Here is a 23,526-nt window from a genome sequence, read left to right as displayed (position 1 = left end):
GCGCGCACTGCGCGCATCTCGAAGGATGAGGCCCGCGTCGTGGCCTCATGGTTCGAGACGCGCCTGCGGCGCTCCTCACCATGAGGGTTTCTTATGAACCTCGTTCGATCATCTCTTTCGCCCGCGCGCCGAACATCACATGACGCGACTGCTCGTCGAACGGCTCCTTGACGAACTTGCCGATCGCCAGCCCCGCCTGCAGCTTCGGCCGCGCGCGCAACACCGCGTACCAGCGCTTGATGCCGGGATAGTCGTCGAGCGTAAACCCCTGGGCCTTGTGCGTCATCATCCACGGAAAGCAGGCGATGTCGGCGATCGAATAGTCGTCGCCGGCGACATAGGCGCCGGTCTTGCCGAGCTGCACGTCGAGCACGTGGAACAGCCGTGCGACCTCATCACGATAGCGCTGGATCGCATAAGGGATCTTCTCGGCCGCATACAGCGCGAAATGGCCGTGCTGCCCCATCATCGGCCCCAGTCCGGCCATCTGCCACATCACCCATTGGATGACACGCGAGCGCGCCCGCATCTCCTGCGGCAGGAAACGGCCGGTCTTGTCGGCAAGATAGATCAGGATCGCGCCGGTCTCGAACACCGGGAACGGCGCGCCGCCATCGGCCGGCGCGTGATCGACGATCGCCGGAATCCGGTTGTTCGGGCTGATCGCCAGGAAGTCCGGCTTGAACTGCTCGCCGGCGCGGATGTCGACGGGAATGACGGTATAGGGCAGCCCGAGTTCCTCGAGCATGATCGAGATCTTCCAGCCGTTCGGCGTCGGCGCGTAATGGAGATCGATCATCCTTCCCCGATTCCTTCCCCGGACCAATATGCCGCGCTGCGGAACATGCGCGGCGGCTTCGTTCTTCTGTACGTGAAGGGTAAGCCATGGCAGACAGGCGCTCAAGCCTGACCGCCCCTCAGCCGGAGAGTTCGACCATGCTGTTTCCATCGACCATCGCAGGATCGCTGCCCAAGCCGGAATGGCTGGCCGAGCCGAACGTGCTGTGGGCGCCGTGGAAGTCCAAGGGCGACGAGCTGGCGCGCGCCAAGCGTGATGCCACCATCCTGGCACTGAAGCTGCAGGAGGATTCCGGCATCGACATCCTCACCGAGGGTGAACAGTCGCGGCAGCATTTCGTGCACGGATTCCTGGAACGTGTCGAAGGCATCGACTTCGCGCACAAGGTCGAGATGGGCATCCGCAAGGACCGCTACAAGGCGATGGTACCGCAGGTCGTAGCACCCTTGTCGCTGAAGGGCCGCGTCCATGGCGACGAGGCGCGGATCGCGCGCACGCATACGACGCGCGCCGTGAAGTTCACCTTGCCCGGACCGATGACGATCATCGACACCATCGCCGACAACTACTATGGCGACCGCGTCAAGATGGCGTTCGCCTTCGCCGAGTTGCTGAACCAGGAGGCCAAGGCGCTGCACGACGACGGCATCGACATGATCCAGTTCGACGAGCCCGCCTTCAACGTCTACATGGACGAGGTGCGCGACTGGGGCATCAAGGCGCTGGAGCGCGCCGCCGAAGGCCTGACCTGCCCGACCGCCGTGCACATCTGCTACGGCTACGGCATCAAGGCCAACACCGACTGGAAGGAGACGCTGGGCGGCGAGTGGCGGCAGTATGAGGAGACCTTCCCGGTCATCGACGCCAGCAGCATCCAGCAGGTCGCGGTCGAGTGCCGCAATTCGAAGGTGCCGATCGAGCTGCTCGGCCTGCTCAAGAACAAGATCGTGCAGGCCGGCGTCATCGACGTCGCCAGCGACGCGATCGAGACCGCCGAGGACGTCTGCAAGACCCTCGAGGACGTCATGAAGGTGGTGCCGAAGGAGAACATCATCGCCACGACGAACTGCGGCATGGCGCCGATGCGGCGCGAGATCGCCGAGGCCAAGCTGATGGCGCTCGGCACCGGCGCAAAGCTGGCTCGGCAGCGGTTCGCTTGAGCGGCCACGATTGACGGCGCACGCCGACCGATGATGGCGCCCATCACCACTCCCGCGGTGCCCGCGGAGCATCACAGGGCACCGCCTGCTCCCGGACGGCTCCTCTCGCACGCTGACGAGCGCTGGCGCGAGCGCACCGGCCAGTAAGACTCCGGATGAATCAGCAGCAGCGTTGGGCCCGCTGTGCGCAGCGCTCATGTGCACCTTACTGTTAGTTTGGAGCTACTCACGGCCGACGGGACGACATCTCGTCGTGATCAACTTCGGCAATCGTGGTATCAAAACACCCAGCAACATCGTTGGCAGAGCACTGTGTCTTTCGCGTTCTTGACAATGTATGTACGAGCATTTCATCTCGTTACTACCTGTTAACGCGGTAAGCTTCCGCCGCCTGCATCAGTTTCAAATCTGACGTTTGCCTTCATTGCTGGGGATGGGGATGACTTGCATTGCGAGAACGATTACTGCTGCGCCGAAATCAAAGTCTCGGCGATGGCTGGCCCTATCGATCCTGTGCACAAGCACTTTCCTGAGCACCCAGGCCCTGGCGATCGACGTCGCCAACCAGACCGACTGGAATACGGCCGTGGCAGCGGTCGCGGCCGCCGGCGCCAACTCGACCGTCACCATCAACATCACCAGCGGCTTCACGCTGTCGAGCTCGCTTGCGCAACTGCAGGCCGCCAACAGCAACGTCACGGTGAACATCACCGGCAACGGCCAGACGATCAACGGCGCCTCCTCGTTTCAGGGCATCGTCGTCAACGGTGCCAACGCGCCGACCGTGAACATCTCCAGCCTGGCGATCACCAACACGGCCGCGATCGGCGGCAACGGCCAGAACGGCCAGAACGGCTATTATAGCGGCGGCCTGGCCTATGGCTCCGGCGGCGGCGGCGGCGGCGGTCTCGGTGCCGGCGGCGGCCTGCTGGTCGGCAGCGGCGCCAACGTCACGATCGCCGCGGTGACCTTCACCAGCAACAGCGCCACCGGCGGCAGTGGCGGCAACGGCGGCAGCGCACAGAATGCGGCGGCCGACCCGGTGAATGGCGGCAATGGCGGCGCGGGCGGCGCCGCGAACAACGGCGGCGCCAGCGGCGGCGGCGGCGCGGGCGGCACGGGCGGACATACCGGCACGCAAGGCACGGCCGGCACCGCGGGCGCCGCGCTCGGTGACGGCGGTGGTGGCGGCGGCGGCTCCGGCACCACCAACAGCAACACCTACACCAACAACAATCCCGGCGGCAGCGGCAACGCCAATGGCGGCAACGGCGGCACCGGCGGCGACGGTGCGACCAATGCCAGCGGCTCGGGCGGCCCCGGGCCCGGCTCCGACGGCGGCGCCGGCGGCAATGGCGGCGCCGCCAATGGCGGCGCCATCTATGTCGCCACCGGCGGCACGCTGACGATTCTCGACTCGCCGATTTCGGGCAACACCGTCACCGGTGGCGCCGCCGGTACCCCCGGCATCGGCATCGGGCCAAGCGCCATCAACGGGTTTTCGGCAGCGGCCGGCGCAGCGCAGGGCGCCGGCATCTTCCTGAGCGGCGTGACGGCCAATATCAGCGTGTCCGGTGGCACCGTGACCTACGGCGACTCCATCGGCGGTACCGGACTGACGACCGGCGGCGTCAACACGGCGATCAACAAGACCGGCATCGGCACGTTGGTGCTGTCGGCGACCAATACGTTCACCGGCAACGTCAACATCAGCGCCGGCACGCTCTCGGTCGGCGCCACCGCCAATCTCGGCAACGTCGCCAACGACGTGATCATTTCCAACGGCGGCACATTGGCGGTCACCGGCACGACGACGTTCGCCAACGGCCGCGACTTCAAGATTGCCGGGCTGTCGACGATCGACATAGCCAGCGCGACCACGACCACGTTGCAAGGCATCGTCGGCGACGGCGCCTCCGCCGGCACCCTGGTGAAGGCGGGCGGCGGCATCCTGCTGCTCTCGGGCACCAACACCTACACCGGCGCGACCAATGTCGACGCCGGTACGCTGCGCGCGGGTTCGGCCGGCGCGTTCGGTGCCAGCACGGTCTTCAGCGTGCTGTCCGGCGCCACGCTGGATCTCAACGGCTTCAACAAGACGTTCGGCACGCTGAGCGGAGATGGCACCGTCACCGGCGCCAACGCGACGATCTCAGGTTCGTTCGCGCCAGGCAACGGCACGCCGGCGTCCTCCATGGCTGTCGTCGGCAACCTCGCCTTCCAGTCGGGCGCGCAATACCTGGTGCAGGTGAATCCGACCACGGCGTCGTTCGCCACCGTCACCGGCACTGCGACGCTCGGGGGCGCCGCCGTCACCGCGACCTTCGCAAACGGCAGCTACATCTCCAAGCAATACACCATTCTCACCGCCACCGGCGGCGTCAGCGGCACGTTCAGCGGCATCACCAACACCAACCTCCCAGCCGGGTTCACCTCGACGTTGAGCTATGACAGCAACGATGTCTTCCTCAACCTCTCGATGGGCACGTCGTCGGCGAGCGTCAACCAGCAGAACGTCAGCAACGCGCTCAGCAACTACTTCAACACGAACGGCAGCATTCCCGTCGTCTTCACCGGCTTGACGCCAGCGGGGCTGACGCAGATCTCGGGCGAGACCGCGACCGGCTCGCAGCAGACGACGTTCAATGCGATGACGCAATTCATGGGCGTCATGACCGATCCGTTCGTCGGCGGCCGCGGCGACCAGGGCTCTGCGCCCAGCGGCGCGATCGGCTACGCGGAGGAGACGCTCGCTTTTGCGTCCAAGCGCAATCCGAACGACGCGCTGGCCGCGATCTACACCAAGGCGCCGGCCGCGCCCGTGGCCAGGCCGGGCTGGAGCGTGTGGGCAGCCGGCTTCGGCGGCTCGCAGACCACCGATGGCAACACCGCGCTGGGCTCGAACAACACGACCAGCAACCTCTACGGCACGGCCGTCGGCGCCGACTATCGCTTGTCGCCGTTTACGATCGCCGGGTTCTCGATGGCCGGCGGCGGCACCACGTTCAGCGTCGCCAATGGCGGCAGCGGCCGATCCGACCTGTTCCAGGCCGGCGCCTTCGTCAGGCACAATATCGGCGCAGGCTATATCTCGGGGGCACTGGCATATGGCTGGCAGAACATCACCACCAACCGCACCGTGACCGTGGCCGGCGTCGACCAGCTCCGGGCCAATTTCGACGCCAACACCTTTGCCGGCCGGGTCGAAGGCGGCTATCGCTTCGTGTCGCCCTGGATGGGGTTCGGGATCACGCCTTACGCCGCAGCGCAGTTCACGACGTTCAGCCTGCCGGGCTACGCGGAGAATGCGGTCTCCGGCGCCAACACGTTCGCGCTGCGCTTTGGATCGCAGAACGTCACCGATACGCGGTCGGAGCTGGGCCTGCGCACCGACAAGGCCTATGCGCTGGCCGATGGCGTTTTCACGCTGCGCAGCCGCTTCGCCTGGGCCTATGACTTCAACCCCAGCCGGTCGGCCGGGGCCACGTTCCAGACCCTTCCGGGCGCATCCTTCGTCGTCAACGGCGCGCGGCAGGCGCAGAATTCAGCGCTGACCACGGTCTCCGCTGAAATGAAGTGGCGGAATGGCTGGTCGGCCGCCGCGAGCTTCGAGGGCGAGTTCTCGGATGTGACCCGCAGCTACGGCGGCAAGGGCATCGTGCGCTACACGTGGTGACGCGCGGAGCTGCGCGCGGCGCATCCGTACGGCGCTCCGATCACCCGACGGTCAGGTCATCGCGCTCGGATGCAGCACCGGCGCGTAGCCCGCCTTGATCGCGCGCAGCGTCGAGGGCGGGGTCAGCAGCAACGCATCGGTGATCCCTGCGCGTGGCGCGTCATAGCCCGCCGCCGACCAGGGCAGCGCCCTGCCTTTTCGGATCAGAAAGCTCTCCTCGCCTGCCTGCACCATGGCCCCGTCAGGCAAGGCGGCGAGCGGCGTCGGCAGCGGATGCAGGTGCTTGCGACCGCGATCGAGGCGCTCGCGATGGAGCACGCGATCAATCTCGGAGATGCGCAGAGCCCCGACGCCGTTGCCCTCCTCCCACGCCGCACGAAACCTCTTGGCGTCGTCGCGGCGGCAGTAGAAGCAGGGGCGATGGCCGGCGGCGAGCGCGGTGGCCTCGTCGAGGAAGAACAGCTCGGTCCAGCTCTGCCGTGCCATCACCTCGCGGCGCTTGCCGCGGAAGTCGCACAGGCAGACCAGCCAGGCAGGACTCGACCAGCGCTTGTTCAGCAGCGTCTTCGTCGCGGGATCATGGATGATGCCGCGATTGCCGGTGAACAGGCCGCGATGCGGCGTGGCGACGATGTCGCCGGTCGGGGTGACACGGTTCTGCAGCGGCATGGCGGCGCTCCCCACCAGCCGTCATTGCGAGGAGCGAAGCGACGAAGCAATCCAGAGTCCCGTCCACAGCTCTGGATTGCTTCGCGTCGCTCGCAATGACGACGTTGAGCTCACGCCGCCCCGTCACGCAGCGGCGGTGCGAACGACAGCGCGGTGTCCCAGGGGAAGAATATCCAGGTGTCCTGCGACACCTCGGTGATAAAGGTGTCGACCAGCGGTCGGCCCTTCGGCTTGGCATAGACGGTGGCGAAATGGGCGTCGGGGAGGATCTCGCGAACCATGCGTCCGGTCTTGCCGGTGTCGACGAGATCGTCGACGATCAGGAGCCCCTTGCCGGTGCCGCCGCCGAGTTGCGCCGTGTCAGCCGAGATGCCCTTCAGGACCTGCAGCTCGCCCTGCTTGGTGTGGTCATAGCTCGCGATGCAGATCGTATCGATGACGCGCACGCCAAGCTCGCGGGCCACGATCGCTGCCGGCACCAGTCCGCCGCGGGTGATGGCCACCACGGCGTGAAACGGCCCGATCTCGTTCAGCCGCCAGGTCAGCGCGCGGCAATCGCGATGAAACTGGTCCCAGGACACCGGGAAGGCCCGGCCCGCCCGCTCCTCTGCGCTCAAGGTCTTGTCCGCCATTGCTCTCGTCCGTGGCTCTCTGAAAATTACACTTGCTTTAGCGCGTCACGTTGAGCCCGGCGAGCATCTCCTTCACCGCCGCCATCGCCGCCGTCAGCTTGTCCTGGTCGCGCGAGCGCACGACGAGATGCGTATTCGGCTTCTGGTCCTCGTCGATGAAGGGATAGCTGCCGATGATGGTGTCCGGGTGCGCCTTGGCGATCTCGCGCAGGGGACCGCCGATGTCGCCCTCGCGGGCATTGGCGCGGACGGTCTCCGACAGCATGCGCACGCCGGACTTCAGCTTCGGCGCGACGATGTCCATCATCGCCTGCATGATCGACGGCACGCCGGCCATGACGATGACGTTGCCGAGCTTGAAGCCGGGCGCCAGGATGGTGGCGCTCTGGATCAGCTCGGCGCCGTCGGGGATGCGCGCCATGCGCAGCCGCGCCTCGTTGAGCTCCTGCTCGCTCCAGCGCTCGCGGAAGCGCGCCACGACCTCGGGATGGTGGTCGATGCCGACGCCGAACGCCTTTGCGATCGCATCCGCGGTGATGTCGTCATGGGTCGGTCCGATGCCCCCGGTGGTGAACACATAGGTGTAGCGATGCCGCAGCGCATCGAGCGCGGCGATGATGTCGGGCTCGTCGTCGGAGACCACCCGAACCTCCTTGAGGTCGATGCCCAGATTGGTGAGGTATTCGGCGATGAAGCCGATGTTCTTGTCCTTGGTCCGGCCGGACAGGATCTCGTCGCCGATGACCAGCAACCCCGCGGTGACGATCTCGCTCATGGTTTCTCCTCGCATCTGCCGTCTCTTTTGGCCCGCCACGGCGCCAATGTCATCCGGAACGTCGCAGTCTATGCCGCGGATTTGAGCACCACGCAGCCGGTTTTTCGGGCACGGCTTTCGCGCCCCCCACGAAATGCCGCAGGAGAATGCATATCGCGCTGGCCCGCCCCTTGCTACCATCCCAAGGAGTCATGCAGTGTATGGCGAGGCTGGGACACACGGGCATCTATGGCAGTTGCGTTCGACGAAATGAACGAGCCGGGCGGCGACGTCCGTCAGGCTTATCAGGAGCTGTCGCGGTGGCTGAAGGAAACGCCGCCGGAGGCGCTGGAGTATCGCCGCCACGAGGCGGAGCTGCTGTTCCGGCGAATCGGCATCACCTTCGCGGTCTATGGCGAGGCGGAGGCGCAGGAGCGGCTGATCCCGTTCGACGTGATCCCGCGCATCCTCTCCGGCAAGGAATGGATCCTGCTGGAGAAGGGGCTGAAGCAGCGCGTCAAGGCGCTGAACATGTTCCTGCGCGACATCTATCACGGCCGCGACATTCTCCGCGCCAACGTGGTGCCGGATGACCTGATCTTCCAGAACCCGGTCTTCCGCCCGGAGATGAACGGCCAGGACGTGCCGCACGACGTCTACGTCCACATCGCCGGCATCGACATCGTCCGCGTCGACGCCAACGACTTCATCGTGCTCGAGGACAATGCGCGCACGCCGTCGGGCGTGTCCTACATGCTGGAAAACCGCGAGATCATGATGCGGCTGTTTCCGGACCTGTTCGCGCGCCACCGCGTCGCACCGGTCGAGCGCTACCCGGACGAATTGCTGTCGTGCTTGCGCTCGGTGGCGCCGCTCAGCGCTTCGGCCGAGCCGACCGTCGCACTGATGACGCCCGGCATCTACAATTCCGCCTATTACGAGCACTCGTTCCTGGCCGACAAGCTCGGGATCGAGCTGGTCGAGGGCCGCGACCTCATCGTCAAGAACGACGAGGTGTTCATGCGCACCACCGAGGGGCTGAAGCGGGTCGATGTGATCTACCGCCGCGTCGACGACGACTTCCTCGATCCCCTCACCTTCCGACCGGATTCGGCGCTCGGCGTGCCCGGCCTGATGTCGGCCTATGTTGCCGGCAATGTCACGCTCGCCAACGCGGTCGGCACCGGCATCGCCGACGACAAGGCGATCTACTCCTACATGCCCGACGTCGTGAAGTTCTATCTCGGCGAGGAGCCGATCCTGAAGAACGTGCAGACCTGGCGCTGCCGCGAGCCGGCCGATCTGTCCTACGTGCTCGACCATCTCGGCGAGCTCGTCGTCAAGGAGGTGCACGGCTCCGGCGGCTACGGCATGCTGATCGGCCCGGCCGCCACCAAGGCGACCATCGAGGCGTTCCGCGACAAGCTGAAGCGCGAGCCGGAGGGTTTTATCGCCCAGCCGACACTCGCGCTGTCGACCTGCCCGACCTGCGTCGCGTCCGGCCTGGCGCCACGCCATGTCGATCTCAGGCCGTTCGTGCTGACGGGACGCGACCGCACCACCATCGTGCCCGGCGGCCTCACCCGCGTGGCGCTGAAGGAGGGATCGCTGGTGGTGAATTCCAGCCAGGGCGGCGGCACCAAGGACACATGGGTGCTGGATGAGTAAGAGTTGGTTTGCACAGGGTTCTGAGCTTGCTCGCTGCAACCTCTCCCCGCCTGCGGGGGCGCGACGAGCTTCGCTCGCGCTGAGAGGTCGGATTGCATCGAAAGATGCAATCCGGGTGAGGGGGTACAGGTCCATCAACTCGCACCACCCGTGCGGCTGCCCCTCACCCCAGCCCTCTCCCCGTGAAGAACGGGGAGAGGGAGCGCACCGTCTCCTCCGCACCTCATAGATTGCCCATGCTGTCGCGCACCGCCGAAAACCTGTACTGGCTGGCCCGCTACGTCGAGCGCGCCGAGTACCTTGCCCGCACCATCGACGCCACCCTGCGCGTCACGGCGCTTCCCGCGGCCTATATCGGCAAGACCAATGAATGGGAATCGGCGCTGATGACCGCCGGCGTCAATGTCAGCTTCTACGAGCACTACTCCGAGGCCAACGAGCAGAACGTCGTCGAATATCTCTCGTTCAACCAGTCGAACCCGTCCTCGATCAAGAACTGCATCGAGGCCGCCCGTCTCAACGCCCGCTCGGTGCGAACCGCGTTGACGTCGGAGATGTGGGACACCCTCAACGGATCCTGGATCGAGCTGCAGGAAGTCTGGAGCAAGGGCGCCAAGACGCGCGAGGAGCTGGCGCGCTTCCTGCGCTTCGTGCAGGAGACCTCGCTGCGCTTCGACGGCTCGGCCTACCGGACCATGCTGCGCAACGACGCCTACTGGTTCTCGCGGCTCGGCCTGCATCTCGAGCGCGCCGACAACACCGCCCGCATCCTCGACGTCAAATATCACGTGCTGCTGCCCGAGGAGGAGCATGTCGGCGGCCCGCTGGACTACTATCAGTGGACCTCGATCCTGCGCTCGGTGTCGGCGCTCACGGCCTATCACTGGGTCTATCGCGAGACGCTGAAGCCCTGGCTGATCGCGGACCTCCTGATCCTCAACGACACGCTGCCGCGCTCGCTGGCGAGCTGCTACGGCAACCTCGTCCGCAATCTCGACCAGATCGGCGTCGCCTATGGCCGCCAGGGGGCGGCGCAGCGCCATGCCCGCGGCGTCCGCAACCGGCTCGACCACTCCAACATGGACGACATCTTCCAGCATGGCGTGCACGAGTTCATCCAGGAGTTCATCGCCGACAATTCGCGGCTCGGAGAGATCATCACCAAGCAGTACCTGATCTGAGCGCAGTGGAGACAGCGATCGCGGCCCGCTGGACTGTGTCTGCGAGACCACGTCCGGCACCCGGCGCCCTGCCCTCCGCCCGAGGGATCCTCCTCCCCCCTTTCAGGGAGAGGTGAAACGAGCTACCGCGGACAGCACATCTGACGAAGACTGGTCGACCGCCATGCGCCTGCGTATCTCCCATTCCACCACCTACCGCTACGAGCCGGCGGCGACCGGCGTCATCCAGATCATCCGCATGACGCCCGGCAGCAATGACGGCCAATATGTGGCGGAGTGGCAGATCGACGTGTCGACCGATTCCCGCCTCGACATGCATGAGGACGCATTCGGCAACGTCACCCATGTGATCACGCACGGCGCGCTCGAGGATCTCACAATCACGGCCGAGGGTCTGGTCGAGACCCACGACACCGGCGGCGTGCTGAAGGGAGCGGACGAGCGCTTCCCGCCCAGCTTCTTCCTCCGGCAGACGCCGCTTACGGCCGCCAATGCCGCCATGGCCGCAGTCGTGCGCGATCTGCGCGCGGAGTCCGAGAGCGACGTGCTCGGTCTTCTGCACACGCTGATGACGCAGGTCTACGAGCACATGACCTTCGACGAGGATCCGACCCACAGCGGCACCTCGGCGGCGGAAGCCTTCGGGCTGAAGCGCGGTGTCTGCCAGGACTATGCGCACATCTTCATCGCCTGCGCGCGCGCCGCCGGCATCCCCGCGCGTTTCGTGTCCGGCCACTTCCTGCGCTCCGATGGTGCGGTGCACCAGGAGGCCGGCCATGCCTGGGCGGAAGCCTATGTGCCGGATCTGGGCTGGGTCGGCTTCGACGCCGCCAACTGCATCTGCACCACCGACGCCCATGTCCGGGTCGCGATCGGGCTCGATTATCTCGGCGCGGCGCCGGTGCGCGGCACCCGCTATGGCGGCGGCACCGAGACGCTCACCGTCAAGGTGAAGGTCGAGCAGGTCGGCCGCGGCGGCCAGTCCCAATCACAGTCGCAGCGCCAGTCCTGAATTCCGGAACGCGCGCCCGTAGCCCCGTAGCCCGCATGAGCGAAGCGACATGCGGGTTCTCCGAGAAAGCGCGTGAGATCCCGGATATCGCTCCCACCAGCGCCCTACGGGCGCCGGCTGCCGCTCATCCGGGCTACAGCACTGCGGGGTTGGAGGGACCGTCGATTTTCGCTAGTAATTCGCGCAATGGCTCGAGGGGACTGAGATGACCTATTGCTGCGGAATTCTGGTGCGTGACGGCCTCGTCATGATCGCGGACACCCGAACCAATGCCGGTCTCGACAACGTCTCGACCTTCCGCAAGCTGCACATCTTCTCCAATCCGGGCGAGCGCATCGTGGCGGTCGCCAGCGCCGGCAATCTCGCCATCAGCCAGTCCGTGCTGTCGACCTTGACCGAAGGAATGGAAGACCCCGACACCGGCGAGGTGGAGACGCTGATGAACGCGCCGACCATGTTCCAGGCGGCGCAGCGGATCGGCAAGGCGATCCGCATGGTGCACGCCACCGAAGGGCCGGCGCTGAAGGCCGAGGACATCTCCTTCGACGTCTCGTTCCTGTTCGGCGGCCAGATCAAGGGCTCGCGGATGCGGCTGTTCATGGTCTACACCGCCGGCAACTTCATCGAATGCACCACCGACACGCCCTATCTGCAGATCGGCGAGCACAAATACGGCAAGCCGGTGCTCGATCGCGCGATGCACTACGACGTCGAGCTGTACGAGGCGCTCAAGACCGGGCTGATCTCGATGGATTCGACGATGCGCTCCAATCTCGGCGTCGGCCTGCCGATCGACGTGCTGGTGGTCCGCGCCGACGCCTGCGAGGCCGACCTCAACCACCGCATCGAGGCCGGCGAGCCCTATTTCCACGACCTCCGCTCGCGCTGGTCGGCGGCCCTGCGCGCGGCGCATAACAACATCCCGCGGCCGCCCTATAAGACTCAGAGCGAGTCAAAACACTGAAACTGCAAAACGCTTGAATTGAAGGTGAGGAAACATGGCTGAAGCGGCAAAGAAGATCGCGCTGGTGACGGGCGCAGGCACAGGGGTCGGCCGCGCCGCATCGCTGGCGTTGATGAACTCCGGCTTCACCGTGGTGCTGGCAGGGCGCCGCAAGGAGATGCTGGAGGAAACCGCCAAGCTCGGTCCGTCCGGCATGAGCCTCGCCGTGCCGGCTGACATGACGGACCCCGCCTCGATCGCGGCGCTGTTCGATACCGTGAAGTCGACCTACGGCCGGCTCGACGTGCTGTTCAACAATGCCGGCATGGGCGCGCCGCCGGTGCCGCTCGAAGACCTGACGCTGCAGCAATGGCAGCAGGTGGTCGCCACCAATCTCACCGCGCCGTTCCTGTGCACGCAGCACGCGTTCCGCATCATGAAGGGCCAGTCGCCGCGCGGCGGCCGCATCATCAACAACGGCTCGATCTCGGCGCATGCGCCACGTCCGTTCTCGTCGCCCTACACCTCGACCAAGCATGCGATCACGGGCCTGACCAAGGCCTCGAATCTCGACGGCCGCGCCTATGACATCGCGGTCGGCCAGGTCGACATCGGCAATGCCGAGACGCCGATGACCGAGCGCATGGTCGGCGGCGTGCTGCAGCCCGACGGCCGCATGATGCCGGAGCCGCGGATGGACGTGAAGGCCGTCGGCGACGCCGTCGCCTACATGGCCGGCCTGCCGCTCGACGCCAACGTCCTGTTCATCACCGTGATGGCGACGAAGATGCCGTTCGTCGGACGCGGCTGATCGCCGTTTCCGATCACGGCCCCCGCTCTCTCCTCACGTCATTCCGGGGCGCGCGAAGCGCGAGCCCGGAATCCATAGCCGCGAGCGGTTATTTGGTGCGAGATGGATGCGGCGCTCTTCTCCGCCACACGACGTGTCGCGATTATGGATTCCGGGCTCATCGCTGCGCGATGCCCCGGAATGACGGAGAAACCGTCGTCACAACCCGTTCTCTCCCCCGACGCGAGCCGATGCTGGCCCGCTACTCCAACCGCTCGACCTTCCTCAGCTCGGGAAACAGCTTCATCCACGCCAGCGCGATCGCGATCGTGCCGAGGCCGCCAAGGATGGCGGCCGGCATGGCGCCGAACAGCGCGGCGGTGACGCCGCTCTCGAACTGGCCGAGCTGGTTGGAGGCGTTGATGAACAGGAAGTTCACCGCGCCGACGCGGCCGCGCATCTCGTTGGGCGTGGCGAGCTGGACGAGGGAGAAACGGATCACGACGCTGATCGTGTCGGCGGCGCCGAGAATGGCGAGCGCTGCGACCGAAATCCACATCACCTGCGAAACGGCGAACACGACCGTCGCCGCACCGAACACGATGACCGCCTGGAACATGCGCAGGCCGACGCGCCGCCGAATGGTGTAGCGCGCCAGCACCGCCGTCATCGCCAGCGCGCCGACCGCGGGCGCGGCGCGCAGCACGCCGAGCCCGAACGGCCCGGTGTCGAGGATATCGCGCGCATAGATCGGCAGCAGCGCAGTGACGCCGCCGAGCAGCACGGCGAACAGATCGAGCGAGATGGTGCCGAGGATCGCCGGATTGGCGCGGATGAAGCGGACGCCGGCGAACAGATCGTCCTTGCTGCCCTCGAGCCGCTCGGCCGGCACGTCATCAGGCACCTGCATCAGGCCGGTCAGGGCCATGCCTCCGATCCAGAACAGCATCATGATGCCGTAGGGCACACCGGGCGCGACGGCATAGGCGAAGCCGCCGATCGCAGGCCCCGCGATGGTCGCGAGCTGCGCGGCACCGCTCGACAGCGCGCTCGCCCGCTGTAACGTGCCGGCCGGCGCGATCAGCGGCAGCAGCGCCGCGGTCGCGGGGCTCTCGAACGCGCCCGCAATGCCGAGAACGAAGACTGCCGCGAACAGCTGGAATTCGCCGAGCTGGCCGGTAGTGGCGCCCCAGCACAGATAGAGCGCGGTCAGCGCCTCGACGAGCTGACAGAGCTGCACGACGCGCTTGCGCTGGAATCGGTCGGCGGCGCTGCCGGCGACGAACACCAGCAGGGCCGTTGGCAGGAACTGGATCAGCCCGACCATGCCGAGATCGAAGGCGCGCCCGGTCAGATCGTAGATCTGCCAGCCGATCGCCACCGCCGCGATCTGGCTCGCGAAGCGCGACAGGCTGCGGGACGACAGGAAGAACAGGAACGCGCTCTGCTTCAGGAGATCGCGCGCGCCGATCGGGACGGTGGACGACATGATGCGCCTGCGTGACGCAGCCCTCATGGCTTGTCAATCGCGGGCCCCGCATGGCCGCGCGGCATTGCACGCGGCAGTTCCCTGCGCTCATAATGAAACGGGGTTCGGGGGATCTGATGCTTCAGCTGCAATCGGGGTTCGGGATCGTCGCGCTGCTGGCGATCGCATGGGCGCTCGGCGAAAACCGGCGCGCGGTGTCGTTGAAACAGGCCGGGCTCGGGCTGGTGGTGACGCTCGTGACGGCGATCGTCCTGCTCAAGGTCCCCGCCGTCGCCCGCGCGTTCGGCGCCATCAACGATGTCGTGGGCGCCATCTCGTCGGCCTCCCGGGCCGGCACCTCGTTCGTCTTCGGCTATGTCGGCGGCGGCGCCCTGCCCTTCGAGCTGAAGGCGCCCGGTGCCGATTTCGTGCTCGCCTTCCAGGCGCTGCCGATCGTGCTGGTCATGAGCGTGCTCACGACGCTCTTGTTCTACTGGCGAGTTCTGCCGCCCTTGGTGCGCGGCATGGCCTGGCTGCTGGAGCGCACCCTCGGCGTCGGCGGCGCGGTCGGCCTGTCGACGGCCGCGAATGTCTTCCTGGGCATGGTGGAAGCGCCGCTGTTCATCCGGCCATATCTGGCGCAGATGACGCGCAGCGAATTGTTTCTCGTCATGACCGGCGGCATGGCCGGCATCGCCGGCACCGTGCTGGTGCTCTACGCCACGCTGCTGGCGCCGCTGATCCCCGACGCTGCCGCGCATTTCGTCATCGCCTCGGTGCTCGGCGCGCCGGCGTCGATCCTGATCAGCCTGATCATGGTGCCAGAGACCTCGAAGCAGCTCACCGGCGGCGCGCTCGCAGATCCCGGGACCGAGGCCACCTCGACCATGGACGCGATCGTCAAGGGCACCAGCGCCGGGCTCGAGCTCTTGATGAACATCGTGGCGCTGCTGCTGGTGCTGGTCGCGCTGGTGCATCTCGCCAACGCGATCCTGTCGCTGCTGCCCGCCATCGGCGGCGCCGACGTCTCGCTGCAGCGGCTGCTCGGCCTCGTCATGGCGCCGGTGTGCTGGCTGATGGGCCTGCCATGGTCAGAGGCCGTCACCGCCGGCAGCCTGATGGGCACCAAGACGGTGCTGAACGAGCTGATCGCCTATGTCGAGCTGGCGAAGCTCGATGCAGGCGCGCTCGATCCGCGCGCGCGGCTGATCATGCTCTATGCGATGTGCGGCTTCGCCAACTTCGCCAGCCTCGGCATCATGATCGGCGGCCTCGGCACCATGGCGCCGACGCGGCGCGACGAGATCAACGCGCTCGGCCTCAAGTCAATCGTCTCGGGCACCCTCACCACCTGTCTGATGGGTGCGATCGTCGGCCTGCTGACGTAAGCTGAGCTCCGTCGTCTGCGGAAGCAGCAGCGGCGCGATCCGGGCCATCACATGGCGCGAGCCCGCCGCGGTGAGATGCGCGTGGTCGAAGGACAGCGGGACGTCGCCGGCGGTGAGCGGGCAGCGGCCGTCCTCGCAGACCGCCGACAGGATCGAGACGTAGGAAAAGCCCTCGCCACTCGGCAGCGCAGCCTGCATCGCGGCATCCAGCGCAAAGATGTCCGAGCGGACGAATGCCGCGGGATCGGGCGTCACGCCGCGCAGGGTGGCGCGTGCCAGCATCGACGGCAGCCGCGCGCGGAACTGCACGGAGGGACCGAGCAGGACCACCGGAATGCCGGCCTCCTGCAGCCGTTGCAGCGTCTGCTTGAGGTCGCGCACCATGCCGGCGAACCGCGGCGGGCGCGCGTTCTCCAGCCAGTCCGCCGACATCACCACGAGGTCGGGCCGCGCTTGCGCGAAATAGTCGCGCATCTGGCTCGCCAGGGCGCGGCAGGCCGCGACGCCCTGCGTCTCCGCGCTGAAGGTCGGCATGCAGGTGGGCTGGCTCGCCTGCATGATGTTGACGGTGTCCGGATCGAGCTGGGCCCTGAGGCCGTGATAGTAGTGGGCCGCAAAACTGTCGCCCCACAGCAGCACATTGGTCTTGCCGGCCACCGCCTGCAGACAATCCTCGGCGACCCGGCCGTCCGGTGTCGTGAAGCAGGTGCCGTAGCGATAGACCGGCTTCATGTCGTAGGCATTGTAGGCGTCCAGCCGCTGCGCCGCGCGGTCGTTGTCAGACACCGCGCCGGCGCGCAGCAGGCCGACGCCGCTGCCGGCCAGCAGCAGCAGGCTCGCCAGCGCCGCAAGACCGAACGCGGCGCGCGGAGTCGCCGCGAGCCGGCGGTTGCGGAACGGCTGCTCGATGAAGCGCCAGGACAGCGTGGCGACCGCGACCGTGAGGACGAACAGGGCCGCCCGCTCCCAGCCGTCGAGCGCGAGACCGGGCTTGGCGAAGCGCGCGAAGGCGAACAGCGGCCAGTGCCAGAGATACAGCGAATAGGAGATGCGGCCGAAGAACGCCGCCACGCCGAGCGGCGACAGCGGGCTGCGCGGCACATTGGCCACGCCGGCGCCGCTCCACAGGAACAGCGCCGCGCCGAGGCATGGCGCCAGCGCGTCGACGCCGGGGAAGCCCGGTCCGGGGCGCAGCGCCAGGATCGGCACCGCCATCAGCAGCAGCGACAGCGCGCGGGCGCCGCGCTGAACGAGACCCGGCCGCGGCGCGGGAAGGCCGGATATCGCGACCAGGCTGCCGAGCAGGAATTCCCAGGCGCGCGGCGGGCTGAGGAAGAACGCGCTCGCGGACGCGCCGCCGCGCATCAGCATCAGGCCGAGCGCGAACGAGCCTGTGGCAAGCAGCGCGAGAGTGACCGGCAGCGCGAGCCTGTGGCCGCGCGCCAGCCGCAGCACGGCCCAGACCACCACGGGCAGCACCAGATAGAACTGCTCTTCGACCGCCAGCGACCAGGTATGCAGCAGCGGCTTCTCGACCGCCGCGTGGTCAAAATAGCCGGACTGCAGCCAGAAGAAGATGTTCGAGGTGAAGGTGACGACGGCGGCCGCGGAACGGAGGAACTCGGCGCGCTCGGAGCCCAGCATGTCCTGCGACGCCGGGAGCGCCGCGAACGCCACCATGGCGTAGAGCGCCGGCAGCAGCCGCCGCACCCTCCGCTCGTAGAATTGCGCGAACGAGAAGCGGCCCTGCGCCATCTCTGCCGCGATGATGCCGGTGATCAGGTATCCTGAGATGACGAAGAAGATGTCGACGCCGACGAAGCCGCCGAAGATCGCCGGCGCCTCGAAATGGAATGCGACGACGGAGAGCACCGCGATGGCGCGCAGCCAGTCGATGTCCTCGCGATGGCCTGCACCTGAAGCCGAGCCGGCGCCCGCGTTGGCGATGCGAGGCTGCATCGATGCACGCGTGCGAGGCGCGCACGCAATGGTCGGAGCGAACTGGACGACGAAGCGCGGCAACGGGACGGGTACGCCTTTACGCAAGCCCGCGACGAACACGTCCGACGGATTCGTCGCCGGCCCATCCGTCCCAATGACGCGAGACCGGATGTCAACACACACGCGCGATGGGACCGCCGTCCACCGCGTCGCGGATGTTTCCATCCATTTCTGTCGGCTTTACGTCGACAGTTCGACGGTTTTGAAGTCGGCCGGCAGGATCACCTCGAGCAGCTCGACGTCGTCGGAATAGTCGAGGATCATGTGGCGGATCTTCGGCGGCTGGGTCCAGCAGCTGCCCTCCTTCATCAGCGTCTCGCCGACGCCTTCGAGGTAGCTCTTCACCCAGCCCTTGAGCACATAGACCATCTGGAAGTCGACCGCATGGGTGTGCAGCTTGGAGACTTCCTGCGGATTGCACGGTGGCAGCATGCGGATGACATGCGCGCGCGCCAGGCCGTGCGTCGCGTCGGCGATGCCGAGGTCGCGATAATGCGCATAGGCGCGCAGGCCGTCGGCCCTGAAATCCTCCTCGCGGTGATGGCTGATCGCGACCTTCTGCTTGCGCCGGCGCGGCGCCGGCGCTGGCCGCCCCTTGCTCACGAGCGCCTTGCGCGCGGACGGTGCAGCCGCCCTGCCTGGCTTGGCGGCTGTCTTGGCGGCAGTCTTCGCCGTCGGCCTTGTCTTTGCGACCTTACGCGGCGCAGCCTTCGCGGCGGCGCGTGATGATGATGTGGTGCTGCGGCTCTTCTTGGCCATGGCGCTCTCCCTGCGAGTCCTCGGGTCAGAGGCTATCACAATTGGGGGGACTCGGCAGAGCTCCAACAAAGGTCGTCATTCCGGGGCGTGCGCAGCACGAGCCCGGAATGACACCGATGGCGGGGTTGTCAGCTCAATGCAGCACGAACACGCCGTCGACGGCGCGCAGCTCGGCGGGCTTGATCAGCTTGGAATGCGCCACGGTGACCGAGTACAGCGGGCCCTCGATCTTCTCCTCCCAGAACGCCAGGAAGTCCTGCAGCGCAGGGAATTTCGGAAACAGGTCGTAGTTCTGCCAGACATAGGTCTGCAGCAGCGAGCGATGGTCCGGCATCCGATACAGGATCTGCGCGGTCGTCAGCCCGTAACCCAGCACCTGTTTCCGAAAGTCCTCGGAAACCTCAACCCTCGACACCATGCCAACCTCCGTTTCTGGAGCGCATGTCCGTGTGGCCAACCGGGGATGGAGCCACCCGGCAACGATGCGCTCACTGCCTAGAAATGTGACGCATGTCCTCAACCCATCTCAAGCTTAAATGTTTAACGACATGTTGAAAAATGCTGCATTAGCAGCCACTTAGCCCAGGTGCTAATACGGGGTTTCGCGGTTCGTTCCGCCTCCGTTAACGCTGTCGGAACGCTTTGGCAGAGCCCGCGATCGACTGCTAATTTTTCTGCTACAAGGCCTTGCCCGGCATAAAACTCTCCCCTAAATCCAGCCCGCGTGCTGGCACTCGCCGGCGCCGACTGCCAAATCTCCAGAAACTGACAATCGCTTCAATACCTTAGGAGGACTGTATGGCTTTCCGTCCGCTTCACGACCGCGTCGTGGTCAAGCGCATCGACGCCGAAGAGAAGACCGCTGGCGGCATCATCATCCCCGACTCGGCCAAGGAAAAGCCCTCGCAGGGCGAAGTGATCGCGGTGGGCCCCGGCGCCCGCGACGAGAGCGGCAAGCTCGTCCCGCTCGACGTTCAGGTCGGTGACCGCGTGCTGTTCGGCAAGTGGTCGGGCACCGAGGTCAAGATCGACGGCCAGGAGCTGCTCATCATGAAGGAGAGCGACATCATGGGCGTTCTCACCGACACCGCGGCCAAGAAGAAGGCCGCCTAAGCGCCGTTGCCCCTCATCCTGAGGAGCCGGCTTGAGCCGGCGTCTCGAAGGATGAGGCCCCAACCACCTCCTCATCTCGTCCTTCGAGACGCCCGCTGCGCGGGCTCCTCAGGACGAGGATCTCGATCAAAACCAGGGAAACCCAATATGTCAGCGAAAGACGTAAAGTTCGGCGTCGAAGCCCGCGACCGCATGCTGCGCGGCGTGGACATTCTCGCCAATGCCGTGAAGGTCACGCTCGGTCCGAAGGGCCGCAACGTCGTCCTCGACAAGTCGTTCGGCGCGCCGCGCATCACCAAGGACGGCGTCACCGTCGCCAAGGAGATCGAGCTCGACGACAAGTTCGAGAACATGGGCGCGCAGATGGTGCGCGAAGTCGCCTCGAAGTCCGCTGACGCGGCCGGCGACGGCACCACCACCGCGACCGTGCTGGCCCAGGCCATCGTCCGCGAAGGCGCCAAGGCGGTTGCCGCCGGCATGAACCCGATGGATCTGAAGCGCGGCATCGACCTCGCGGTCGAGGCGGTCGTCGCCGATCTCGTCAAGAACTCCAAGAAGGTCACGTCGAACGACGAGATCGCCCAGGTCGGCACCATCTCCGCCAACGGCGACTCCGAGATCGGCAAGTTCCTCGCCGACGCCATGAAGAAGGTCGGCAACGAGGGTGTCATCACCGTCGAGGAAGCCAAGTCGCTCGAGACCGAGCTCGACGTCGTCGAGGGCATGCAGTTCGATCGCGGCTACATCTCGCCCTACTTCGTCACCAACGCCGACAAGATGCGCGTCGAGATGGACGACGCCTACATTCTCATCAACGAGAAGAAGCTGTCGTCGCTGAACGAGCTGCTGCCGCTGCTCGAGGCCGTGGTGCAGACCGGCAAGCCGCTGGTCATCGTCGCCGAGGACGTCGAGGGCGAGGCTCTGGCCACGCTCGTCGTCAACCGTCTGCGTGGCGGCCTGAAGGTCGCTGCCGTCAAGGCGCCGGGCTTCGGCGATCGCCGCAAGGCCATGCTGCAGGACATCGCGATCCTGACCGGCGGCCAGGCGATCTCGGAAGACCTCGGCATCAAGCTCGAGAACGTCAACCTCTCCATGCTCGGCCGCGCCAAGAAGGTGATGATCGACAAGGAGAACACCACGATCGTCAACGGCGCCGGCAAGAAGGCCGACATCGAGGCGCGCGTTCAGCAGATCAAGGCGCAGATCGAGGAGACCACCTCGGACTACGACCGTGAGAAGCTGCAGGAGCGTCTGGCCAAGCTCGCGGGCGGCGTCGCGGTGATCCGCGTCGGCGGCGCGACCGAGGTCGAGGTGAAGGAGCGCAAGGATCGCGTGGATGACGCGATGCATGCGACCCGCGCGGCTGTCGAGGAAGGCATCCTGCCGGGCGGCGGCGTCGCCCTGCTCCGTGCCTCCGAGCAGCTCAAGGGCGTCCGCGCCAAGAACGAGGACCAGAAGACCGGCATCGAGATCGTCCGCAAGGCGCTCTCCGCCCCGGCCCGCCAGATCGCCATCAACGCGGGCGAGGACGGCTCGGTCATCGTCGGCAAGATCCTCGAGAAGGAGCAGTATGCGTACGGCTTCGACTCGCAGTCGGGCGACTACGTGAACATGGTCTCCAAGGGCATCATCGACCCGACCAAGGTCGTGCGCGCCGCGATCCAGAACGCCGCGTCGGTGGCCGGCCTGCTGATCACCACCGAGGCGATGGTCGCCGAGCTGCCGAAGAAGAACGCCGGCGGCCCCGCGATGCCTCCGGGCGGCGGCATGGGCGGCATGGACTTCTAAGTCCGGCCTCCTCGCGAAGATACCAAGGGCGCGGCGAAAGCCGCGCCCTTTTCTTTGCTCAGAGCGTAGCCCGCATGAGCGAAGCGATATCCGGGGTCTCGAGAAGGAGAGTCGGCAGTGCCGCATGTCGCTTCGCTCATGCGGGCTACGACATCCGCGACCGGTCTACCTCACCATCGTCCCGATCCGCTCGAAGCGGATGCGGCCGGGCCTGCCTTTGCCGGCACCGGCGGCCGAAAAGAAGATCATGGCGGCGCGGCCGATGACATTCTCGATCGGCACATAGCCGATCTGGGACAGCACGCGGCTGTCGGTCGAGTTGTCACGGTTGTCGCCGAGCATGAACAGCCGGCCGGGCGGCACGACGAAGACATTGGTGTTGTCGAAGAAGCCGTTGCTGACGCAATCCAGCGTCTCGTAGCTCACGCCATTCGGCAAGGTCTCGCGCCAGCGCTTGACGCGCTCGGTCGCATCGCCCCCGCAGGCCGCCTCTCCGGTCAGATCCTCGACCCGCTCGCGCGCGACGGCCGTATCGTTGATGTAGAGCACTCCGTCCTTCATCTGGACGCGATCGCCGGGCAGTCCGACGACGCGCTTGATATAGACGGTCGCATTGTCTTTCGGCAGGAAGAACGCGACGACATCGCCGCGCGCAGGCGTCGCACCCCAGATCCGCGCCGACGGCGGCAGCGACGAAGGCCATGACAACGGCCAAGTGAAGCGGCTGTAGCCATAGGGATATTTCGACACGAAGAAGATATCGCCGACGAGAAGCGTTGGAATGTTCGAGGATGAAGGAATGTTGAACGGCTGAAACAGAAAGGTGCGGATCAGCACCGGCGAAGCCAGCAGCAGGCAAAGAGCCACGAAGCCCGCGATGAAGATCGCTACGATCGCCCACCACGGCTCGCGCCTCGGCCCGGTCGCGCCCACCTCCAGGCTCGTCATCGCGTCTTCCCCCTCTTCACACCCTGAGGATGAGGGAAGGCCCGAGCCTGCGCAATCACCAAATGAACCGGAAGCCACGCGGCTGCCGATGATCTCCAGCCCCTGCCCATTCGTCAACGAGAGGCCGCCCGTGGGCGACCTCTCCCTGATCGTAGCTTTCACCGTCCCTTTCGCCACGGCGCGTCGGCTTCCCAGTCGCCGGCCATGATCGAGCCGTAAGGGATCACCTCGTCGATCACCTCGCCGAGCCCGTAGCGTGCGATCTGCGCCCGCACCGACGCGGCGTTCTTGTAGGCCTGCGGCAGCTCCGACAGATCGGGCTTGCCGCAATAGAAGCGCGCGTCGATGCCATCAGGCAGCTCGGGACGATTCTCGCGCAGAAAAGCCTTCCGCCCGAGATTGCGCCCGGCGCCATGTGGCGCGAAGCCGAGCGCGTCCTTGTTGTCCCGGTGCTTCAGGATCAGCACCGGCTCGGCCATGTTGAGCGGCACGATGGTGCGTCTGTCATCATCGGCCGAGAAGCCGGACCAGTTCGGCGTCGCCCCCTTGCCGTGATAGAACAGGCCGTCGCTCTTCTGGAAAACGAAGTTGTGCTCGTTCCAGAACCGGTCCGTGACGGCGTTGCCGAGCTTCGCCGCCGCGAGGTCATGGATCGCTTCGGTGTTACAACACCGATTGGCTTCAAAGTGACATTGAGGGTAGCTTTATTTCCAGCAGGCGAAGCTGCGCGAACTGGTCTCTCTTTCTTCTATTAAAACGCACCTGCCCTTGCGCACA

The 23,526-nt window shown here is 66.2% G+C and carries 19 protein-coding genes and 1 pseudogene; 10 read left to right on the top strand and 10 right to left on the bottom strand.

The features are described 5' to 3' along the window. Positions 1-91: 91 nt before the first annotated feature. Positions 92-799 carry a glutathione binding-like protein gene (locus ACQR1X_RS16560; RefSeq protein WP_434899221.1) on the bottom strand — a complete coding sequence of 236 codons (708 nt, stop codon included), beginning with the start codon at positions 797-799 and terminating at the stop codon, positions 92-94. A 137-nt stretch (positions 800-936) separates the two neighbouring features. Here ACQR1X_RS16560 and ACQR1X_RS16555 point away from each other — a divergent pair, with 137 nt between their 5' ends. Further along, entirely contained in the window at positions 937-1,959 is a 1,023-nt protein-coding gene (locus ACQR1X_RS16555; protein ID WP_434899220.1) for a methionine synthase, read from the top strand. A gap of 439 nt (positions 1,960-2,398) precedes the next feature. Then, entirely contained in the window at positions 2,399-5,635 is a 3,237-nt protein-coding gene (locus ACQR1X_RS16550; protein WP_434899219.1) for an autotransporter outer membrane beta-barrel domain-containing protein, read from the top strand. 51 nt (positions 5,636-5,686) lie between these two features. Here ACQR1X_RS16550 and ACQR1X_RS16545 read toward each other — a convergent pair whose 3' ends face one another. The 3 genes from ACQR1X_RS16545 to ACQR1X_RS16535 all read right to left on the bottom strand — a co-directional run bounded on the left by ACQR1X_RS16545 (position 5,687) and on the right by ACQR1X_RS16535 (position 7,711). Beyond that, on the bottom strand, positions 5,687-6,304 hold the full coding sequence (locus ACQR1X_RS16545; RefSeq protein ID WP_316215975.1) for a hypothetical protein: 618 nt from the start codon (positions 6,302-6,304) through the stop codon (positions 5,687-5,689). Positions 6,305-6,414: 110 nt separating this feature from the next. Continuing rightward, a complete protein-coding gene (gene gpt / locus ACQR1X_RS16540) occupies positions 6,415-6,936 on the bottom strand; it encodes a xanthine phosphoribosyltransferase (RefSeq protein ID WP_172113853.1) in 522 nt (173 codons plus the stop codon). Between the two features lie 37 nt (positions 6,937-6,973). After that, positions 6,974-7,711 (bottom strand): competence/damage-inducible protein A, encoded by a 738-nt coding sequence (locus tag ACQR1X_RS16535; RefSeq protein ID WP_434899218.1) that lies wholly within the window; start codon positions 7,709-7,711, stop codon positions 6,974-6,976. Between the two features lie 228 nt (positions 7,712-7,939). Here ACQR1X_RS16535 and ACQR1X_RS16530 point away from each other — a divergent pair, with 228 nt between their 5' ends. The 5 genes from ACQR1X_RS16530 to ACQR1X_RS16510 all read left to right on the top strand — a co-directional run bounded on the left by ACQR1X_RS16530 (position 7,940) and on the right by ACQR1X_RS16510 (position 13,305). Continuing rightward, positions 7,940-9,358: a circularly permuted type 2 ATP-grasp protein gene (locus ACQR1X_RS16530; protein ID WP_315801099.1), complete on the top strand. Its 1,419-nt coding sequence runs from the start codon at positions 7,940-7,942 to the stop codon at positions 9,356-9,358. A 236-nt stretch (positions 9,359-9,594) separates the two neighbouring features. Beyond that, on the top strand, positions 9,595-10,539 hold the full coding sequence (locus ACQR1X_RS16525) for an alpha-E domain-containing protein (protein ID WP_315801100.1): 945 nt from the start codon (positions 9,595-9,597) through the stop codon (positions 10,537-10,539). A gap of 163 nt (positions 10,540-10,702) precedes the next feature. Next, a complete protein-coding gene (locus ACQR1X_RS16520; RefSeq protein ID WP_315801101.1) occupies positions 10,703-11,551 on the top strand; it encodes a transglutaminase family protein in 849 nt (282 codons plus the stop codon). Between the two features lie 205 nt (positions 11,552-11,756). Further along, complete coding sequence (locus ACQR1X_RS16515) at positions 11,757-12,515, top strand: peptidase (RefSeq protein WP_434899217.1); 759 nt, start codon at positions 11,757-11,759, stop codon at positions 12,513-12,515. Positions 12,516-12,549: 34 nt separating this feature from the next. After that, the gene (locus tag ACQR1X_RS16510) at positions 12,550-13,305 is read left to right on the top strand and encodes an SDR family oxidoreductase (RefSeq protein ID WP_315801102.1); all 756 of its coding nucleotides are present in this window, start codon (positions 12,550-12,552) and stop codon (positions 13,303-13,305) included. Between the two features lie 241 nt (positions 13,306-13,546). Here the strand turns inward: ACQR1X_RS16510 and ACQR1X_RS16505 are convergent, their stop codons facing one another. Next, positions 13,547-14,773: an MFS transporter gene (locus ACQR1X_RS16505; protein WP_315801103.1), complete on the bottom strand. Its 1,227-nt coding sequence runs from the start codon at positions 14,771-14,773 to the stop codon at positions 13,547-13,549. Positions 14,774-14,889: 116 nt separating this feature from the next. Here ACQR1X_RS16505 and ACQR1X_RS16500 point away from each other — a divergent pair, with 116 nt between their 5' ends. Beyond that, the gene (locus tag ACQR1X_RS16500) at positions 14,890-16,140 is read left to right on the top strand and encodes a NupC/NupG family nucleoside CNT transporter (protein ID WP_434899216.1); all 1,251 of its coding nucleotides are present in this window, start codon (positions 14,890-14,892) and stop codon (positions 16,138-16,140) included. Here the strand turns inward: ACQR1X_RS16500 and ACQR1X_RS16495 are convergent. The 3 genes from ACQR1X_RS16495 to ACQR1X_RS16485 form a co-directional block, all read right to left on the bottom strand. Beyond that, positions 16,078-18,099 (bottom strand): acyltransferase family protein, encoded by a 2,022-nt coding sequence (locus ACQR1X_RS16495; protein ID WP_434899215.1) that lies wholly within the window; start codon positions 18,097-18,099, stop codon positions 16,078-16,080. The genes ACQR1X_RS16500 and ACQR1X_RS16495 overlap by 63 nt on opposite strands. A gap of 222 nt (positions 18,100-18,321) precedes the next feature. After that, on the bottom strand, positions 18,322-18,900 hold the full coding sequence (locus ACQR1X_RS16490; protein WP_434846342.1) for a cupin domain-containing protein: 579 nt from the start codon (positions 18,898-18,900) through the stop codon (positions 18,322-18,324). 133 nt (positions 18,901-19,033) lie between these two features. After that, on the bottom strand, positions 19,034-19,318 hold the full coding sequence (locus ACQR1X_RS16485) for an usg protein (RefSeq protein WP_315801107.1): 285 nt from the start codon (positions 19,316-19,318) through the stop codon (positions 19,034-19,036). Between the two features lie 380 nt (positions 19,319-19,698). Here ACQR1X_RS16485 and groES point away from each other — a divergent pair, with 380 nt between their 5' ends. Both groES and groL read left to right on the top strand, forming a co-directional pair. Continuing rightward, positions 19,699-20,013, top strand: coding sequence for a co-chaperone GroES (gene groES / locus ACQR1X_RS16480; RefSeq protein ID WP_315801108.1), 315 nt, complete (start codon positions 19,699-19,701; stop codon positions 20,011-20,013). Positions 20,014-20,160: 147 nt separating this feature from the next. Further along, complete coding sequence (gene groL / locus ACQR1X_RS16475; RefSeq protein ID WP_315719441.1) at positions 20,161-21,801, top strand: chaperonin GroEL; 1,641 nt, start codon at positions 20,161-20,163, stop codon at positions 21,799-21,801. Between the two features lie 165 nt (positions 21,802-21,966). Here groL and lepB read toward each other — a convergent pair whose 3' ends face one another. Together lepB and ACQR1X_RS16465 are read right to left on the bottom strand one after the other, a co-directional pair. After that, positions 21,967-22,749 carry a signal peptidase I gene (lepB, locus tag ACQR1X_RS16470; RefSeq protein WP_315801109.1) on the bottom strand — a complete coding sequence of 261 codons (783 nt, stop codon included), beginning with the start codon at positions 22,747-22,749 and terminating at the stop codon, positions 21,967-21,969. A gap of 158 nt (positions 22,750-22,907) precedes the next feature. Further along, positions 22,908-23,414: pseudogene (locus ACQR1X_RS16465) on the bottom strand (RtcB family protein); the annotation flags it as partial. Positions 23,415-23,526 lie beyond the last annotated feature (112 nt).

The sequence above is a fragment of the Bradyrhizobium sp. HKCCYLRH3073 genome (assembly GCF_051167995.1).
Classification (GTDB): Bacteria; Pseudomonadota; Alphaproteobacteria; order Rhizobiales; family Xanthobacteraceae; genus Bradyrhizobium.
The sequence above is the reverse complement of the archived record's forward strand: the minus strand, read 5'-3'. Positions and strand labels throughout refer to the sequence as shown.

Bases quoted from the DNA above. Each gene is read 5' to 3' on its own strand.
- ACQR1X_RS16510 (WP_315801102.1), top strand. From the start codon at position 12,550: ATGGCTGAAGCGGCAAAGAAGATCGCGCTGGTGACGGGCGCAGGCACA.
- ACQR1X_RS16515 (WP_434899217.1), top strand. From the start codon at position 11,757: ATGACCTATTGCTGCGGAATTCTGGTGCGTGACGGCCTCGTCATGATC.
- ACQR1X_RS16490 (WP_434846342.1), bottom strand. From the start codon at position 18,900: ATGGCCAAGAAGAGCCGCAGCACCACATCATCATCACGCGCCGCCGCG.
- ACQR1X_RS16535 (WP_434899218.1), bottom strand. From the start codon at position 7,711: ATGAGCGAGATCGTCACCGCGGGGTTGCTGGTCATCGGCGACGAGATC.
- ACQR1X_RS16530 (WP_315801099.1), top strand. From the start codon at position 7,940: ATGGCAGTTGCGTTCGACGAAATGAACGAGCCGGGCGGCGACGTCCGT.
- ACQR1X_RS16555 (WP_434899220.1), top strand. From the start codon at position 937: ATGCTGTTTCCATCGACCATCGCAGGATCGCTGCCCAAGCCGGAATGG.
- ACQR1X_RS16485 (WP_315801107.1), bottom strand. From the start codon at position 19,318: ATGGTGTCGAGGGTTGAGGTTTCCGAGGACTTTCGGAAACAGGTGCTG.
- ACQR1X_RS16505 (WP_315801103.1), bottom strand. From the start codon at position 14,773: ATGTCGTCCACCGTCCCGATCGGCGCGCGCGATCTCCTGAAGCAGAGC.
- ACQR1X_RS16560 (WP_434899221.1), bottom strand. From the start codon at position 799: ATGATCGATCTCCATTACGCGCCGACGCCGAACGGCTGGAAGATCTCG.
- lepB (WP_315801109.1), bottom strand. From the start codon at position 22,749: ATGACGAGCCTGGAGGTGGGCGCGACCGGGCCGAGGCGCGAGCCGTGG.
- ACQR1X_RS16520 (WP_315801101.1), top strand. From the start codon at position 10,703: ATGCGCCTGCGTATCTCCCATTCCACCACCTACCGCTACGAGCCGGCG.
- ACQR1X_RS16525 (WP_315801100.1), top strand. From the start codon at position 9,595: ATGCTGTCGCGCACCGCCGAAAACCTGTACTGGCTGGCCCGCTACGTC.
- groES (WP_315801108.1), top strand. From the start codon at position 19,699: ATGGCTTTCCGTCCGCTTCACGACCGCGTCGTGGTCAAGCGCATCGAC.
- ACQR1X_RS16550 (WP_434899219.1), top strand. From the start codon at position 2,399: ATGACTTGCATTGCGAGAACGATTACTGCTGCGCCGAAATCAAAGTCT.
- groL (WP_315719441.1), top strand. From the start codon at position 20,161: ATGTCAGCGAAAGACGTAAAGTTCGGCGTCGAAGCCCGCGACCGCATG.
- gpt (WP_172113853.1), bottom strand. From the start codon at position 6,936: ATGGCGGACAAGACCTTGAGCGCAGAGGAGCGGGCGGGCCGGGCCTTC.
- ACQR1X_RS16545 (WP_316215975.1), bottom strand. From the start codon at position 6,304: ATGCCGCTGCAGAACCGTGTCACCCCGACCGGCGACATCGTCGCCACG.
- ACQR1X_RS16495 (WP_434899215.1), bottom strand. From the start codon at position 18,099: ATGCAGCCTCGCATCGCCAACGCGGGCGCCGGCTCGGCTTCAGGTGCA.
- ACQR1X_RS16500 (WP_434899216.1), top strand. From the start codon at position 14,890: ATGCTTCAGCTGCAATCGGGGTTCGGGATCGTCGCGCTGCTGGCGATC.